The following is a 16,297-nucleotide window of genomic DNA, read 5'->3' on the forward strand; positions in this document are numbered from 1 at the left end:
CGGCCCGCCGTGCGCCGTCGTCGGTGACGGCCGTGTCGTTGCCGACCAGTCTCGCACCCGGGCCGGGCGACGCGCCTGGCATCCCCCCGGCCCGCCGACGCGCCCCGTTCGGGGGTGAACCCGTCTGTCCGCCACCTGGCAGGCTCGGAGCATGACCACCGAGAGCCCGCTGGGGGGCGGCTCCGACGAGCGACGCCCCTCCGCCGACCAGCCGACCACCTCCTACCCCGCGACGGGGACGTCCACTCCGCCGCCGCGACCGGGCCGCCCGATCGGGCTCGCGATCGCCGCCCTCGTCGTGGGCATCGTCGCGTTCCTGCTCGGCCTCGTGCCCGTGGTGGGCACGATCGTCGGCGTCGCCGCCGTGGTGCTCGGCATCATCGCGCTGCTGCGGCACCAGTCGAAGGTCATGGCGTGGATCGGCCTCGGCCTGGGAGCCGTCGCCACCATCGTGTCCATCGTCGTCGCCGTCGGCCTCGGCGCGGCGATCGACAGCGTGCAGCAGGACGACCCGGCCGTGACCGCCACCTCCGAGCCCGCCCCCGTCCGCACCTCGTCGACCCCCGCGCCCACCGCGCCGCCCACGCCGACGTCGGCGGCCGCCGACGTGCCGGCCGACTACTCGGATGCCCTGGCGGACGCCGAGACCATCGCGAACGGCCTCGGCAGCAGCAAGCTCGAGACCTACACGAAGCTAGTGGCCGGCGGAGCCTCCGAGGCCGCGGCGCAGTACGCCGTCGACACGGTCGACGCCGACTGGCAGGCCAACGCCGTCCGCAAGGCCAAGGCCTACGCGGCGGACGGCATGACCGGTGACGTGCTGCGCAACCAGCTCGTCAGCGAGTACGGCGAACAGTTCACCGCCGAGGAGGCCGACTACGCCCTGGCGCACCTCGACGACTGACGCGTCGTGACGCGATCGTGACCCTGGCCGGCCCGACCTCATCCTCCGGGACGAGTGCTCGGGCCGGACCGGTCTGTAGCGTCGAGATCGGCGAACGGTCGGGACGGCACGACGACCAGGAAGGCACGACCATGAGGGGCACGACCATGAGGGGCACGACCGCGAAGCGGACGGCGACGATCACGGGGGCGACGGCCTGCCTGGTGCTGGCCCTCACGGCGGGCTGTTCGAGCGGTCCCGGCGAGGCGACGCCCGATCCCTCGAGCCCCGGCTCGTCGGCGCCGTCCTCGCCCACGCCGTCGGGCACTGCCACACCCGCGCCGACCGAGACCCCCGGGCCGATCGCCCTGCCCACCGACTGCACCGACGTCGTCGACCAGGCGACCTACGCCGCGACCTTCGGCGACAGCCCGCTCAACCCCGTCGAGTTCGGCGGCTCGGGCACCACGTCGGGCGTGGTCACGCCGACCGAACCGCCCGCGGGGGCCAGCGCGGTCCAGATCGTCCGAGCGGCGAACGAACTGAGCTGCCTGTGGCGTGACCCGCGCGCCGACATCTCGGGCATCGGGGTGGACATGGGGCACCTCGACCCCGCGGTCTCGGGCCCGGCCTTCGACTCTCTCGCCTCCGCCGGCTTCACGTGCACGACCGTCCACGAGGGCCGCAGCTGCCAGCTCGTCACGCCCGAGCAGCCGTACCCGGTCGACCGCACGCAGACCTTCTGGGTGCGGGACGACGTGGTCGTCACGGTCGACCAGACGAACGTGCCGACGGACGACCTGATCGGCTCGATCGCGACGCGCCTCTGGGGCTGAGCCCGCGCCTCCTGCGGTCGTCGGACCCCCGGAACCCGCCGAGACCCCCGTGCGCGCACGGGGGTCTCGGTGACTTCCTGGGGCCTCGGGCTCAGAGCACGCTCTTCGGCACGCGGTGCAGCGTGACCGCGCCGACGGCGTCGAACGGGTGCAGCGGGTCGGGGGCGACCGAACCGGTCGGGCCCCCGAGCCGCGAGTGCCCCACGGCGCTGAGCACGGCGTACGCGTCGCCACGCGACCAGCCGTGGTCGTCCACGAGGAACGAGAAGGCGTCCTCGTAACCGCGGCGGATGCTCTCCTGCACCGGGTCGCCGAGACCGACGAAGATCCAGTCGTCCGCGGTCTCGATGCGCGGCGCCCGCAGGCCGAGGCCCGGCACCAGGTCGATCGAGACGACCGCGGTGCCCTCGGCCTCGATGGCCACGAACGACGACTCACCCTCGGCCATGATCGCGTGCACGTCGCCGATCGACAGGTACGCCCCCTCGACCATGACCGGCAGGTAGACCGTCGACCCGACCGTGTTCTCGGTGACGTCCATGTTGCCGCCCTGGGCGTACGCGGGCATGATCGTCGAGTTCTCGCCCTCGGCGGGCGCCGTGCCCATGCAGCCGATCATCGGCCGGGCCTCGAACACGTGCCGGTCGGTGACGTGCACCCCGTCGGAGTCGATCGGCACGCGACGGGTGAACATCTCGTCACCCATCGCGTGCTGCAGGGCCCCGGACCCGGGCAGGCTGACCGACCAGCCGTGCTCGATCAGTCGGATCTCGTGCACCGTCACGGCGAGCGCGTCGCCCGGCTTCGCGCCCTCGACGTACACCGGCCCGGTGACGGGGTTGATCGGCACGGACAGCTTCGCCAGGTCGTGGTGCCGGTGCAGCTCGGCGTAGACGGCGTCGCTCGTCTCGAACCCGATCCGTTCGCCCGTGCCGGGTTCGATGCGCAGGGCCGGCTCCACCGTGGCGGTGAAGCCGGGGCGACCGTGCTCCTTGCCGAGGAAGTGGTCGATCCCGTCGTGCCGTGGCCCCGAGGAGGCGCGGGTCGGCTCCCCGACGGAGGCGCCGGCCCCCGGGCCGGTCCCGTCGCCGCTCATGCGTCGCGCCGTTCGGAGTCGGTGGCGGGGGTGGACGCGACCGCGGAGTCGTCCGCGGCCTGCCCGAGGGACGGCGCCGCGCCTCCTCGGCTGCGGTAGTAGAGGAACACGCCCGCGCCGAGCACCAGCCAGACCACGCCGCCGATCTTGGCCTCGGGTGCGGCGTTGACCAGCACGTAGCCGATGATCAGGAACCCGACCACGGGCACGACGAGGTGCAACGACCAGTTGCGCGACTTCTTCTTCACGACGTAGTGCACGACGACCGAGACGTGCAGCAGCATGAAGCCGAACAGGGCTCCGAAGTTGACCAGCGACGAGATGACGTCGATCTGGCCGACGAAGAACAACACGAGCACGGCCGAGAGCGCCGACACGACCAGGATCGCGGCCTGCGGCACCTGACGCGTGTTGATCTTCGAGAGGAAGGTCGGCAGCTGCCCGTCGCGGCTCATCGAGAAGAGCAGACGCGAGGTCGCGGCCTGGGCGGCCATCGCGTTGGCGATGCCGACGGCGAGCACGTTGACGACGAAGAACGCCGTCGCCCACCCGCTGTTCGACGCCTCACGCACGAGGTCGAAGAAGGCGTTGCCGGCCTCGCCCTCGGGGAACGAGTCGCGGCCGCCGGCGAGCGCGCTGGCCAGCCAGGTCTGCAGGACGAAGCAGAACGCCACGATGAAGAGCGCGATGATCATGGCCTTGCCTGCTCCGCCGCGCTTGCCGGTGCTCTCCTCGGCGAGGGTCGAGATGCCGTCGAACCCGAGGAAGCTCAGCACCGCGATCGACAGCGCCGAGGCGATCAGCGGGGCCGTGACCTTGCTGGAGTCCCAGATGGGGTCGGTCGTGAACTCGGCACCGGGGATCGTGCCGCCGTTGAGCGCCGTCACGGCGATGATGACGAAGATCACGATGAAGACGACCTCGATGGCGAGGAAGACCCGGTTCATCAGCTTGATCGAGCTGATGCCGAGGAGGTTCACCGCGGTGTTGATCGCGACGAAGATCAGCGCCCACATCCAGCGCGCGGTGCCCGGGAAGATGCCGATCATCGATTCCGCGGCGAAGACGTAGAGCAGCGTCGGCACGAGCAGGTAGTCGAGCAGGATGGCCCAGCCGGCGAAGAACCCGGCCACGGGGTGGATGCCCCGCCCGACGTACGAGAAGACCGACCCGGCCAGCGGGATCGACTTCGCCATCTGCGCGTAGGCGAGGGCGGTGAAGATCATCGCGACGAGTCCGACCAGGTAGACCAGCGGCACCATGCCCGACGACGCGTTGTAGACGGTGCCGAAGATCGCCCAGGGCGCGATCGGCACCATGAAGATCAGGCCGTAGATCAACAGGTCGACGGTCGAGACCGACCGCTTGAGTTCTTGCTTGTAGCCGTACTGCTCGAGCTGCTGCTGGTTGCTCAGCTCACCGCCGGAGGCGGTCTTCGTGGGCAGGGACATGGTGTGCTCTCTCGCTCGGGTGGGGATCGGGTCGGTGCGGTGGGGATGGGGTGCTGTGGGGGTGGGGGTGGGGAGGCACGGGCCGCGTCGGTTCAGGAGGCGCGGCCCGCGCCGGTCAGGAGGCGCGCGCGGCGTCGCGCAGCCCGTCGTGCGCCGCCAGGAACGGTGCGACGACGGCCCGGAACTCCTCGGGCTGTTCGAGGTGCGAGCAGTGGCTGGCGCCCGCGAACACGTGCGAGCGGACGTCGGCGATGCCGTCGACGAACGGCTGCCAGGTGGCGGGCGTCGCCTCGTCGTACTCGCCCGCGACGACGAGGGTCGGCGCGGTGATCGACGGCAGCCGGTCGACGATCGTCCAGTCGCGCATCGTGCCGATGACGTGGAACTCGTTCGGCCCGTTCATCGTGTGGTAGACGGTCGGCTCGGCCTCCATCTGCTCCTCGCTGTCGACGAAGTCCTGCGGCATGGGCACCACGCGGCAGACGTGACGCTCGTAGAACACCTGGGTGGCGTCGAGGTACTCGGGGTCGGTCGTCGTGCCGTCCGCCTCGTGGCGGGCCAGCGCCTCCCGGGTGTCGGTCGGCAGCTGGTCGCGCAGCTCGCCGGCGCCCTCGACCCAGAGCTGCATGGACGCGGGCGAGTTGCAGATGGCCAGGCTCGCCAGCCCGTCCGGTGCCGTCACGGCGATCTCGGCGCCGAGCATCCCGCCCCACGACTGGCCGAGCAGGTGGTACCGCTCGAGGCCGAGGTGCGCGACGAGGGCCTCGAACTCGGCGACGAACAGGCTCGGCTGCCAGAAGTCGACCGGGGCGTCGGGCAGGTGGGTGCTGCGACCGCAGCCGAGCTGGTCGTAGTGCACGACCGTGCGACCGGTCTCGTCGGCGAAGGCCTCGAGGTTGCGCAGGTAGTCGTGGGCCATCCCCGGGCCGCCGTGCACCACGACGAGGGGCAGCGCACCGTCGCGCGGCTCGTCGGGCGTGGTGACCCGGTACCAGGTCTCGGCGTCGTGGAAGGGGGCGGTGCCGGTGGTGATCGTGGACATGCGGGTGAGCATGCACCCGGCTAAGGTCTCGCGACAAGACCTTTCGCGATGCCTTAATCTGCTCGTAACACGACGAGACCTCGAGTGCCCCGCGCACGACGGGTCGGCGAGCCGGGACGGGGACGCGATGGGCCAGGACGACAGCCGAGGAGGCGCGGGCGGCTCGCGCTCGGACGTCGCGGTCGACGGCGCCCTCGGTGGCGCCCTCGGAGCCCCTCTCGCACCCACGACCCGGGTCGACGACCTCACCGACCGCCTCGTCACGGCCATCACGATCGGCGAGTACCTGCCCGGCTCGCGCCTCCCCCCGGAGCGCGACCTCGCCGCCTCGCTGCGGGTCGGCCGCATGACCGTGCGGGCCGCCCTGGCCCGACTCGTCGAGCAGGGGCTGATCGTGACGCAACGCGGGCGCGGCGGAGGCTCGTTCGTCCAGGCGCCGGCCCCGGGGTCGGGCACCGACGTCGTGCGCCGCACGCTCGCCGCGCGGTGGTCCGACCTGCGCGACACGAGTGAGGCGATCAGCCGCCTGCACGGCGTCGTCGCCGAGGCCGCCGCCGAGAACCGCACCGCGACCGACGTCGACCGGCTGCACGACCGGCTCGAGGGCTACCGCGACGCGGCGTCGGGGCTCGCGTCGCAGAAGGCCGACGAGGCCCTGCACGTCGCGATCGCCGAGGCCGCCGGCAACGCGACGCTGCGCGACGTCCTGTTCGACCTCGAGGCCCGGGTGAGCATCTCGGCGCCGGCGCACCTCTGGGGCGGGCCGGACGGCATGCGCGAGATGGAACTGCGCGCCCTCGCCGACCACGAGGCGCTCGTCGCCGCGATCTGCGACGGACGCGCGGCGGAGGCCGCGGCCATCGCCCGCGAGCACGTCAAGATCGACCTCGAGCTGCTCGAGCGCGAACTCGGCCGCCCGGACGCGACCGGTTGAACCCTGCCCTGGTGGCCGACCCGCGCCTCCTGAGCCCCTCGCACCCCAGGAACTCGCCGAGACCCCCACGCGCGCCCGGGGGTCTCGGCGAGCTCCTGGGGTCTCGGCGTCACGCCGCGGTCGCGCCCGGCCGTGACAGGCTGGACGGGTGAGCGACTCGACGACGAACGACACCGGCCCCACGACCACCCCGCCCGCCTGGTGGACGACCGCGACGGTCTACCAGATCTACCCGCGCAGCTTCGCCGACTCGAACGGCGACGGGGTGGGCGACCTCGGCGGCATCCGGCAGCGGCTCGGTCACCTGCACGACCTCGGGGTCGACGTGATGTGGCTGTCGCCGATCTACCGCTCGCCCCAGGCCGACAACGGGTACGACATCAGCGACTACGACGACGTCGACCCGCTGTTCGGCACGCTCGCCGAGTTCGACGCCCTGACGGACGAGGTGCACGCGCTCGGCATGAAGCTGGTCATGGACCTCGTCGTCAACCACACGAGCGACGAGCACCCGTGGTTCGTCGAGGCCCGGTCGTCGCGCGACTCCCCGAAGCGCGACTGGTACCTCTGGCGCGACCCGCTGCCGACGGGCGAGGGGACGGACGCCGCGGGCACACCCGGCGCAGGCAGCCACCCGACCGCGTGGCGCAGCGCGTTCAGCGGCCCGGCCTGGACCCTCGACGAGCCCACCGGCCAGTACTACCTGCACATGTTCGCGTCGAAGCAGCCCGACCTCAACTGGGAGGACCCCGACCTGCGCCGGGCCGTCTACGACATGATGAACCGCTGGCTCGACCGGGGCGTCGACGGGTTCCGCATGGACGTCATCAACCACATCGCGAAGGAGCCCTCGTCGCTCGCGCCCGGAGCCTCGCACTTCGTCATGGGCGGGCAGATCCACGACCACCTGCGCGAGATGCACCGCGAGGTCTTCGCCCACCGCACCGACCGCGAGCTGATCACGGTGGGCGAGATGCCGGGGGTGACGGTCGACGACGCCCGGCTGTTCACGGCCGCCGACCGGCACGAGCTCGACATGGTGTTCCAGTTCGAGCACGTCGGCCTCGACCACGGACCGGCCTCGAAGTTCGACAACCTGCCGTTCGACCTCGTGGCGCTCAAGCGCTCGCTGTCGCGGTGGCAGGAGGGCCTCGCCGACCAGGGCTGGAACAGCCTCTATCTCGGCAACCACGACCAGCCGCGGTCGGTCTCGCGCTTCGGCGACGACGGCCGCCACCGGTTCGAGTCGGCGACGCTGCTCGCCACCGTGCTGCACCTGCACCGGGGCACGCCGTACGTCTACCAGGGCGACGAGATCGGCATGACGAACGCCGGGTTCACCTCGATCGAGCAGTACCGCGACATCGAGTCGATCAACTGGTTCGACGAATCGGTCGCGGCGGGGGCCGACCCCGAGCACCTGCTCGAGGCGTTGCGCTTCCGCAGTCGCGACAACGCGCGCACCCCGGTGCCGTGGTCAGGAGGCGCGGCGGCGGGCTTCGGCACCGGCACCCCGTGGATCGAGCTGGTCGCGAACCACGACACCGTGAACGTCGAGGCCGACCGTGCGGCCGGGGAGCGTTCGGTGTTCGAGCACTACCGCCGCCTGATCGCGTTGCGGCACGAGTCGCCGGTCGTGGCGCTCGGGTCGTTCGAGCTGCTCGCCCCGGACGACGAGCGGCTGTACGCGTTCACCCGCACGCTCGGTGACGAGCAGCTGCTCGTCCTGGCGAACTGGTCGGGCGAGGCGTACGAGCTCGACCCCGCCCTGCACCCGGCGCTGCGGCGTCGCTCGGTGCCGGAGGTCGTGATCGGCAACGTGCCCGGCGGGGCCGGGCTGACGCTCGCCCCCTGGGAGGTGCGCGTCCTGCGGTCCTGACCCGCGCCTCCCCGCCCCCTCGCCCCGTCGCCCCCTCGCCCCCGCCCCTCACGTGTGCAAATCGCGACAGCGGAGGCGCGGCGCGCCGCTCAGGTCCGAAGATGAGCGGCGCGCCGCGCTCCCCTCGTCGGGTTCGGCACGCCGCACGGGGCGCGGACGGTCGGGTTCGGCACGCCGCACGGGGCGGGGACGGTCGGGTTCGGCACGCCGAACGGGGCCCGGACAGTCGGGTTCGGCACGCCGCACGGGGCCCGGGCCCCCGACGCGAGCACGCGTCGCACCGTCGAATGAACGTCGCGCCGCCCCTGTGCACGGTGCGACGTTCATCCGACGGTGCGACTCGTGCCCCGGACCTCACGCCGCGGACCCCGGTAGCGTCGGCGAGGTGAGCGATCCCGACGACGCGCCCGCGCCTCCTGAGGACTCGACCGAGCGCGACCCGACCGCCCCGGCCCGAGCGAGCGCCCCCGCACCGACCGACCCGAGCGACCCCGACCCTGACCCGAGCGACCCCGACGCGACCGACCCGGCACCCGCCGGGCTCCCGCACGGCTGGGTGCGCGTCGGCGAGCGCCGCTGGTGGTCGACGTGGGTCGGGGCGACGACCGCGTTCGCCTTCTTCGCGGCGATCCAGGCAGTCCAGTTCGTCTTCCGCATCGCCGAGATCAGCTTCCGGTGGGATCTCGCCCTGTTGGTGGCAATCGGGGTGACGGTCGGGATCTTCGCGCTGATCACGGTGATCCGGAACGCCCGGGCCCCGCAACCCTGGGTCGACCTCGACTCCGGGCAGCTGCGCGCCGGCACCCGCCGCCCCGTCCCCCTGGCCCGGTTCGACCGTGCCGTCCTGACGACGGCCCCGGTCGGCAACGGCGGCCGCGTGCTCGTGCTCCGCCTGACCGCCAAGGAGGCGCGGGTCGACTTCATCCTGCGCGACCGGAAGGACGCGACCCTCGACCCGACCTCGACCGCCGTGTTGGCGGAGGCGCTGCGCCGCACCTCCGTCGCCATGCCGACCTCGATCCACGACCCGACCGGCCGGTTCGCGCGCTACAACTTCCCCGGCCACGTCGACCGAGACGACGCCGTCGCCCTCGTCGAGCACCCGCCCGCGGCCGGCGACCCGCTGCCCGCGGCCTGGTGACCGGTTCGCCCTCGAGCGCCATGGTCAGGGACCACGTCGCACCACCGTCGTGTCGTCGAACCACGCGAGTAGGTGGTTCGACGACGCGACGGTGGTGCTACCTCGCCGGCGGGCCCCGGACTCAGCGCTTCCAGTACCCCGAGAACGTGATGCGGTTCTTCGGCAGGCCCGCCGCGTGCAGGTGCCGCCGCCCGCCGGTCGCCAGCGCGGACTCGCCCACGACGTAGGCGTAGGCCCGTGGGTCGGCCGCCGACCGCGAGAGCAGTGCGGCGAGCGCCCCCTCCCCCGGCGCGACACCCCCGGCACCCCCGGCGCCCCGAGCGTCTGCGTCGTCGTCGCCGCCGAGCGCCCGGGTGCCGGACCCCAGGACGCCGAGCGCCCGGGCGTCGAGCTCGTCCCGCACCACCCACGTCACCTCGACGCCGTCGGGCGCGTCGAGCGGACGCACGTCGGCCCGGGTCGGCACCTCCTGGATCACCGACCCCACGGAGGCGCGGTGCAGCGATCGCACGATGCCTTCGGTCCCCGGCAGCCCGGTCTCGTCGGCGACCAGGTGGATCTCGGTCGCGTCGTCGGGGGCGTTGAACAGCACGCCCTGGTCGAGCAGGCCGAGGGCGTCGCCGGGGCGGGCGGCGCAGGCCCAGATCGCCGCGCCTCCTTCGAGTTCGCCGGACTCGCCGCGGTGCAGCACGAAGTCGATGTCGAGCTCGGCGCGCGACGCCCCGGCCGCGCCGGCACCCGCACCCGCACCCGCACCCGCACCCGCACCCATACCCACACCCACACCGGCACCCGCTTCCGTCCCGGCCGAACCCGCCGGCCGGAACTCGCGCACCGTGTAGTTCGCGCAGTGCGGCCGCTCGGCCTCTGGGATCGCCAGGTACTGCGCGTACCAGAGCGAAGTAGTCGCCCGCGGCAGCCGCAACGAGTCGCTGCCGGGCACCGGCAGGAACAGCCGGAACCACTGGTCGAAGCCCATGTCGCCGAACTCGTGAAGGTCGTCACCGACGACGGTGACGCGCTGGAAGCTCGGCGAGACGCGCTCCGAGCGCAGCACCTCGAGCCGGTGCACTCGGGGGTCGGCGGGCTTGACGGGCGGGCGGCGGGTCGACATAAGGTAAGGCTAACCTAACGAACCGCGGGCCGCATCCGACGTCGACGACCACGCCCCCGACGGGCACGTCGGCGTCCAACCGCCCGCACGATCCGCACGACCAGCACGACGCGCGACAACGCGCCCTGCCCCACCGCTCCACGATCCGAAGGAGACCCGTGTCCGAACGCCACGCGTCCGCACTGCTGACCACCGCGACCGCCGACGAGTACGAACGCCTCACCGGCGCCGCCGTCACGCGCATCGCCGACCGCTTCCGCACGACGCGCCAACCCTTCTCGGGTGAGAGCCGCGCGCACCTGCAGCACCTCGTCGACTCCGTCGACCTCGATGCACCGGGCACCGGCACCGACGACGCCCTGCGCGAGGTCGACGAGCTCTTCACGGCGAACGCGGTCTGGTTCCACGACCCCGCCTACCAGTCGCACCTCAACTGCCCGGTCGCCCTGCCGGCGGTCGCCGCCGAGGCCGTGCTGGCCGCGGTCAACCCGTCGGTGGACACCTACGACCAGTCGGCCGTCGGCACCCTGATCGAGCGTCGCCTCGTCGACTGGACGGCCGAGCGCATCGGCTTCGACCCGGCCACCCGCGACGGCGTCTTCACCTCGGGCGGCACCCAGTCGAACCTGCACGCCCTGCTGCTCGCCCGCGAGCACGCCACGGCCCGTGCCCGCGCCGACGCCCGGGACGAGGAGGCGCGGCTGCGGAACACGGCCGCCCCCGGTCACCGCCCCGTCCCGCGCGCCACGGCGCTGCACGACCTGCTCGGCCGCATGGTCGTGGTCGCCACCGCCGAGAGCCACTTCAGCGTGCAGAAGTCGGCCCGCCTGCTCGGGCTCGGCGAGGACGCCGTCGTGACCGTCCCCACCGACGACGCCGGTCGGATGCTGCCCGCGGCACTCGCCGTCACCCTGGACGCCCTCGTGCAGGCCGGACACCTGCCGGTCGCCGTGGTGGCGACCGCCGGCACGACCGACCGCGGCTGCCTCGACCCGCTCGCCGCGATCGCCGAGGTCTGCGACCGCACCGGCGTCTGGCTGCACGTCGACGCGGCCTACGGCGGCGGCCTGCTCGTCTCGCCGACGCGGCGGCACCTGCTCGACGGCATCGAGCACGCCCGGTCGGTCACGGTCGACTTCCACAAGACGTTCTTCCAGCCGGTGTCGTCGAGTGCGTTGATCGTGCGCGACGGGCACGACCTCGACCCGGTCGCCTGGCACGCGGATTACCTCAACCCGCTCTCCGACCCCGAACCGAACCAGGTCTCGAAGTCGCTGCAGACCACCCGCCGGTTCGACGCGCTCAAGCTCTGGGCGACGCTGCGCGCCCTCGGCCCCGACGGCGTGGGCGAGCTGGTCGACCGGGTGGTCGACCTCGCGGCCGAGGCACACGACCTGCTGCGGGGCGACGACGAGTTCGTCCTCCTCGCCGAGACGCAGCTCAGCACGGCGCTGTTCCGCTGGCAGCCGTCGGACGTCGACGACGCCACCGCCGACCGACTCGTCCCGCTCGTCCGACGCGTGCTCTTCGAGTCCGGCAGGGCGATCGTCGCGAAGACCGTGGTCGACGGGCGTCCCTGCCTCAAGCTGACGCTGCTCAACCCCGACGCGGGTCTCGACGACGTGAGGGGCGTGCTCGAGCTGGTCCGCGCCTCCTCGTGGGCCCTGCTCGAGAGCGACGCCCCCGCCCTCGTCGCCGCCGGGACGGAGGCCGCCCGATGACCGCCGCCGCCACCACCGCACCCCGCGACGCCGCGCACCTCCACGACCTGGTCGGCATCGGCCTAGGCCCGTTCAACCTCGGCCTGGCCGCCCTGTCCGATCCGCTCGACGACGTCGACGCGGTGTTCCTCGACGAGAACGACGGCTTCGCCTGGCACCCCGGCATGATGATCGAGGGCGCGACGATCCAGGTGCCGTTCCTGGCCGACCTCGTGACGATGGCCGATCCGACCTCGCGCTTCGGCTTCCTGAACTGGCTGAAGACGACCGGGCGGCTCTACCCGTTCTACATCCGCGAGGAGTTCTCCCCGCTCCGCGCCGAGTACGACGCCTACTGCCGCTGGGTCGCCGACCAGCTCGACACCCTGCGGTGGGGCCGCCGCGTCACGAGCGTCGACGAGCAGCCCGACGGGACGTACGTCGTGACCTCGCGACGCGCTGCCGACCAGGCCGTCGAGACCTGGCACGCCCGACACGTCGTGCTGGGGGTGGGAACCGAGCCGCGCCTCCCCGAGCCGCTGCAGCGCCTCGCCGACCGGGGCGACGCCCACGGCCGGGGTGACGCCCACGGCCCGGTCGTGCACAGCGCCGACTACCTGAGGGCGCGGGACCGCCTGCGCGCCGCCGACTCGGTGACGATCGTCGGCAGCGGGCAGTCGGCCGCCGAGATCTACCGCGACCTGCTCGACACGACCCGCGTCTGCGACCGACCGGGGCACCGGCTCGACTGGGTCACCCGTTCGCCGCGGTTCTTCCCGATGGAGTACACGAAGCTCACGCTCGAGCTCACCAGCCCCGAGTACACCGACCACTTCCACTCGCTGCCGCGCGAGACCCGCGACCGCCTCGGCCGCGAGCAGCGCAGCCTCTACAAGGGCATCAGCGGCGACCTCGTCGACGGCGTGTACGACACGCTCTACCGGCTGAGCGTCGACGGGCCGGTCGACTCGACCCTGCTGACCGAGACCGAGCTGGTCGACGCCCGGTGGGTGGACGCCGACGAGCAGCTCGAGCTGACGGTGCGGCACGCGCAGCTCGGGACCACGACCACGCGCCGCACGGACGCGCTCGTCGTCGCGACGGGCTACGCCGCCCGGGTGCCGTCGTTCCTCGACGCCCTCGGCGACCGGGTCGACCGTGACGACCTGGGTCGCCTGTCCGTGGCGCGCGACTACTCGATCGACGGGGGCCGAGGGCGACTGTTCGTCCAGAACGCCGAGGAGCACACCCACGGCCTCACCGCCCCCGACCTCGGCTTCGGCGCCTGGCGCAACTCGAGCATCATCGCGTCGATCACCGGCCGCGAGCCCTACCCCCTCGAGCGCCGCATCGCCTTCCAGACCTTCGGCACCCCTGCCCCTGCCCCCGTGCCCGCCCCTGCCCCTGCCCCCGCTCCCGCTCCCGCGCCCGCCCCCGGCTGTGCAATTCGCGACAAGTCCGACGCGCAGAGCTGTTCCGGAGCAGAAGTGAGCGGCGTGTCCCCCCGCGACGGTCGGGATTTGCACGCCCCGGACCTGGACGGCGGTCGGGTTCGGCCCGGCGGCCGCCCGACCGAACCGACACCGACCGAGGAGGCGCGGGTCACCCGATGAGCACCACGCACGACGCCGAGGCGCTCGCGCCCGCAGCAGTGCCGGCAGCGGCACCCGCAGCACCCGCAGCACCCGCAGCACCCGCGACACCCGCAGCACCCGCAGCACCCGCAGCACCGTCCCGCACCGACGACCGGGCGACGGGCGTGGCGTTCTCGCGCCGCGCCTCCTGCGGTCTCGTCACGATCGAGCCGTTCGCGGCCGACCCCTACGCCGTCTGCCTGCGCCGCTGGCTGGCGCACCCGGCATCGGCCGCGTGGCAGATGGCGGGCCTGAGCACCGACGAGGTGCGCGCGTACCTGGCCGAGATCGACGCCGACCCGCACCAGCAGGCCTGGCTCGGGCGGGTCGACGGCGAGCCGACGTTCTTCGTCGAGACCTACGACCCGGCCCGGGTGTTGCTCACCGAGGTGCACGACGCCGAGCCGGGGGACGTGGGCATGCACCTGCTCGTCGCCCCGCCGCGCGGGCAACGGGTGCACGGTCTGACCAGCGCGGTCATGGCGAGCGTCGTCGACTTCGTCTTCGAGATCGAGCAGGCCCGGCGGATCGTCGTCGAGCCCGACGTGGCCAACGACCGCATCGCGGCGAAGAACGACGAGGTGGGGTTCCGAGCACTCGGCGACGTCGAGCTGCCCGACAAGACGGCGCGGCTCTCGGTGCTGACGCGACACGACCGGGCCGCGGCGCACCTCGCCCCCGGCCCGATGGAGTGGGCTCATCGACACCTGGTGAGCAAGGCGCTGAGCGAGTTCGCGCACGAACGGCTGATCGCCCCGGTGGCCGACGACGCCGCGACCGCCCCCGCAGCGGACGACGACGCCGCGGACGGCCCTTGGCGGGTCGCGCTCGACCACGACGGCCACCGGATCGACTACCGGTTCACGGCCCGCCGACAGGCCCTCGAGCACTGGGCGATCGACGAGGCGACGGTCACCCGCACGGTCGACGGCCGCCCCGAGCCCCTCGACGCCCTCGCGTTGATCGTCGAGCTGGACGACCTGCTCGGCATCCCGGAATCGCTGCTCGCCACCTACCTCGAGGAGGTCTCGTCGACCCTGGCGAGCGCCGCCTACAAGCGTCACCGGGGCGGTCCGACCGCCGAGCAGTTGACCACCGCGGACTTCCAGACCGTCGAGGCCGCGATGACGGAGGGGCATCCGGGCTTCGTCGCGAACGCCGGGCGCATCGGTCTCGGACTCGACGAGTTCCACGCGTTCGCCCCCGAGGCCGCGGCGCCCGTACGACTGGTCTGGCTCGCCGCCCGGCGCTCGGCGACCCACCTGGCGCTCGGTGCGGGACTCGACGAGCGGTCGCTGTGGCAGACCGAACTGGGCCCCGAGGCCGTCGCCCGGTTCGACGCGACCCTCGCCGCGAAGGGCCTCGACCCGGCCGGGTTCCACTACCTGCCGGTCCACCCGTGGCAGTGGCAGCACCGCGTCGCGATCTCGTTCGCCCCCGACGTCGCCCGGCGCGACCTCGTGCTGCTCGGCGAGGGCGACGACACGTACCAGGCGCAGCAGTCGATCCGCACCTTCGCGAACCGCAGCCGGCCCGACCGGCACTACGTCAAGACGGCGCTGGCGATCCAGAACATGGGCTTCGTCCGCGGTCTCTCGCCGGCTTACATGAGGCCGACGCCCGCGATCAACGACTGGGTGCACGACCTCGTGCACACCGACGCGACCCTGCAGGAGGCGCGGTTCCGGGTCCTGAGGGAGCGCGCCTCCGTCGGCTACACCGGTGACGCCTACCACCGGACGACGACGTCGTCGCCTCACCGGAAGATGATCGCCGCGCTCTGGCGCGAGAGCCCGGTGCCGCTGGTCGGCCCGGGTGGGCGGCTCGCCACGATGGCGGCGCTGCTGCACCGCGACGGCGCCGGCGACGCACTCGCCTCGGCCCTCGTGAAGGCCTCGGGGCTCTCGGCCGAGGACTGGCTGCGGTCGTACCTGCACGCCTACCTCCGGCCGGTGGTGCACTGTCTGCGCGCCCACGACCTGGCGTTCATGCCGCACGGCGAGAACGTCATCCTCGTGCTCGAGGGCTGTGTGCCGACGGCCGCGTTCATGAAGGACATCGGCGAGGAGATCGTGGTCGTCGCCCCGCGCGAGGTCCCCGAGGCGGTGCGGCGGACCGTGCACCCGGTCGACGACCGCGAGAAGGCGTTGGCGGTGTTCACGGACGTCTTCGACGGGGTGTTCCGACACCTGGCCGCGATCCTCGACGGCGACGGCGTGCTGCCCACGGCCCGGTTCTGGGCACTCGTGGCCGAGTGCGTCGAGCGGCACGCCGACGAGCACCCCGACCTGTCGGGGTCGGTCGACCTGCGGGCGGCGCGCTTCGACCACTCCTGCCTCAACCGGCTGCAGCTGCGCGACACGCGCCAGATGGTCGACCTCGCGGCGCAGTCGTCGTCGCTGATCTTCGCCGGGACGCTGGCGAACCCGATCGCGAGGTAGGGGGCGGTGCCCCGGGGCGGGGGCGGTCGGGCCGCCTCCGCCCCTGGGAGGTGGCGGTCGATTCACGGTCGACCACCACCCCGATCCGCGTAGGCCACGGGCCGTGCGGGCCACCGCCGATCACAGGGGGAGAACCATCGGCGGCG

The 16,297-nt window shown here is 73.0% G+C and carries 12 protein-coding genes; 8 read left to right on the forward strand and 4 right to left on the reverse strand.

The features are described 5' to 3' along the window. Window positions 1-151: 151 nt before the first annotated feature. On the forward strand, window positions 152-904 hold the full coding sequence (locus IFT88_RS15395; protein ID WP_192121600.1) for an Ltp family lipoprotein: 753 nt from the start codon (window positions 152-154) through the stop codon (window positions 902-904). A 146-nt stretch (window positions 905-1,050) separates the two neighbouring features. Then, on the forward strand, window positions 1,051-1,719 hold the full coding sequence (locus tag IFT88_RS15400; protein WP_192121602.1) for a hypothetical protein: 669 nt from the start codon (window positions 1,051-1,053) through the stop codon (window positions 1,717-1,719). Between the two features lie 91 nt (window positions 1,720-1,810). Here IFT88_RS15400 and IFT88_RS15405 read toward each other — a convergent pair whose 3' ends face one another. The 3 genes from IFT88_RS15405 to IFT88_RS15415 all read right to left on the reverse strand — a co-directional run bounded on the left by IFT88_RS15405 (window position 1,811) and on the right by IFT88_RS15415 (window position 5,308). Continuing rightward, window positions 1,811-2,815 carry an acetamidase/formamidase family protein gene (locus IFT88_RS15405; RefSeq protein ID WP_082059782.1) on the reverse strand — a complete coding sequence of 335 codons (1,005 nt, stop codon included), beginning with the start codon at window positions 2,813-2,815 and terminating at the stop codon, window positions 1,811-1,813. Further along, window positions 2,812-4,266 carry an APC family permease gene (locus IFT88_RS15410; protein WP_192121604.1) on the reverse strand — a complete coding sequence of 485 codons (1,455 nt, stop codon included), beginning with the start codon at window positions 4,264-4,266 and terminating at the stop codon, window positions 2,812-2,814. The genes IFT88_RS15405 and IFT88_RS15410 overlap by 4 nt, the downstream gene beginning before the upstream one ends. A gap of 115 nt (window positions 4,267-4,381) precedes the next feature. Continuing rightward, window positions 4,382-5,308 (reverse strand): proline iminopeptidase-family hydrolase, encoded by a 927-nt coding sequence (locus IFT88_RS15415; protein ID WP_249409077.1) that lies wholly within the window; start codon window positions 5,306-5,308, stop codon window positions 4,382-4,384. A gap of 127 nt (window positions 5,309-5,435) precedes the next feature. Between IFT88_RS15415 and IFT88_RS15420 the strand changes: the two genes are divergently transcribed. From IFT88_RS15420 to IFT88_RS15430, 3 genes are all read left to right on the forward strand, one after another. Beyond that, complete coding sequence (locus tag IFT88_RS15420; protein WP_192121608.1) at window positions 5,436-6,242, forward strand: FadR/GntR family transcriptional regulator; 807 nt, start codon at window positions 5,436-5,438, stop codon at window positions 6,240-6,242. Between the two features lie 148 nt (window positions 6,243-6,390). Further along, window positions 6,391-8,121 carry an alpha,alpha-phosphotrehalase gene (locus IFT88_RS15425; RefSeq protein ID WP_192121610.1) on the forward strand — a complete coding sequence of 577 codons (1,731 nt, stop codon included), beginning with the start codon at window positions 6,391-6,393 and terminating at the stop codon, window positions 8,119-8,121. 385 nt (window positions 8,122-8,506) lie between these two features. Then, window positions 8,507-9,262: a hypothetical protein gene (locus IFT88_RS15430; protein ID WP_192121612.1), complete on the forward strand. Its 756-nt coding sequence runs from the start codon at window positions 8,507-8,509 to the stop codon at window positions 9,260-9,262. A gap of 121 nt (window positions 9,263-9,383) precedes the next feature. Here IFT88_RS15430 and IFT88_RS15435 read toward each other — a convergent pair whose 3' ends face one another. Then, a complete protein-coding gene (locus IFT88_RS15435) occupies window positions 9,384-10,376 on the reverse strand; it encodes a siderophore-interacting protein (RefSeq protein ID WP_192121614.1) in 993 nt (330 codons plus the stop codon). A gap of 158 nt (window positions 10,377-10,534) precedes the next feature. Between IFT88_RS15435 and IFT88_RS15440 the strand changes: the two genes are divergently transcribed. From IFT88_RS15440 to IFT88_RS15450, 3 genes are read left to right on the forward strand one after another with little or no spacing between them, the layout of a single operon-like run. Continuing rightward, complete coding sequence (locus tag IFT88_RS15440; protein WP_056227268.1) at window positions 10,535-12,097, forward strand: pyridoxal phosphate-dependent decarboxylase family protein; 1,563 nt, start codon at window positions 10,535-10,537, stop codon at window positions 12,095-12,097. Further along, window positions 12,094-13,689 (forward strand): lysine N(6)-hydroxylase/L-ornithine N(5)-oxygenase family protein, encoded by a 1,596-nt coding sequence (locus IFT88_RS15445; protein ID WP_192121616.1) that lies wholly within the window; start codon window positions 12,094-12,096, stop codon window positions 13,687-13,689. The genes IFT88_RS15440 and IFT88_RS15445 overlap by 4 nt, the downstream gene beginning before the upstream one ends. Continuing rightward, on the forward strand, window positions 13,686-16,151 hold the full coding sequence (locus IFT88_RS15450) for a GNAT family N-acetyltransferase (RefSeq protein ID WP_249409078.1): 2,466 nt from the start codon (window positions 13,686-13,688) through the stop codon (window positions 16,149-16,151). Before IFT88_RS15445 ends, IFT88_RS15450 begins: the two co-directional genes overlap by 4 nt. The last annotated feature ends 146 nt before the right edge of the window (window positions 16,152-16,297 follow it).

Origin of the sequence: Frigoribacterium sp. CFBP 8751 (assembly GCF_014841545.1) — a bacterium.
GTDB lineage: Bacteria > Actinomycetota > Actinomycetes > Actinomycetales > Microbacteriaceae > Frigoribacterium.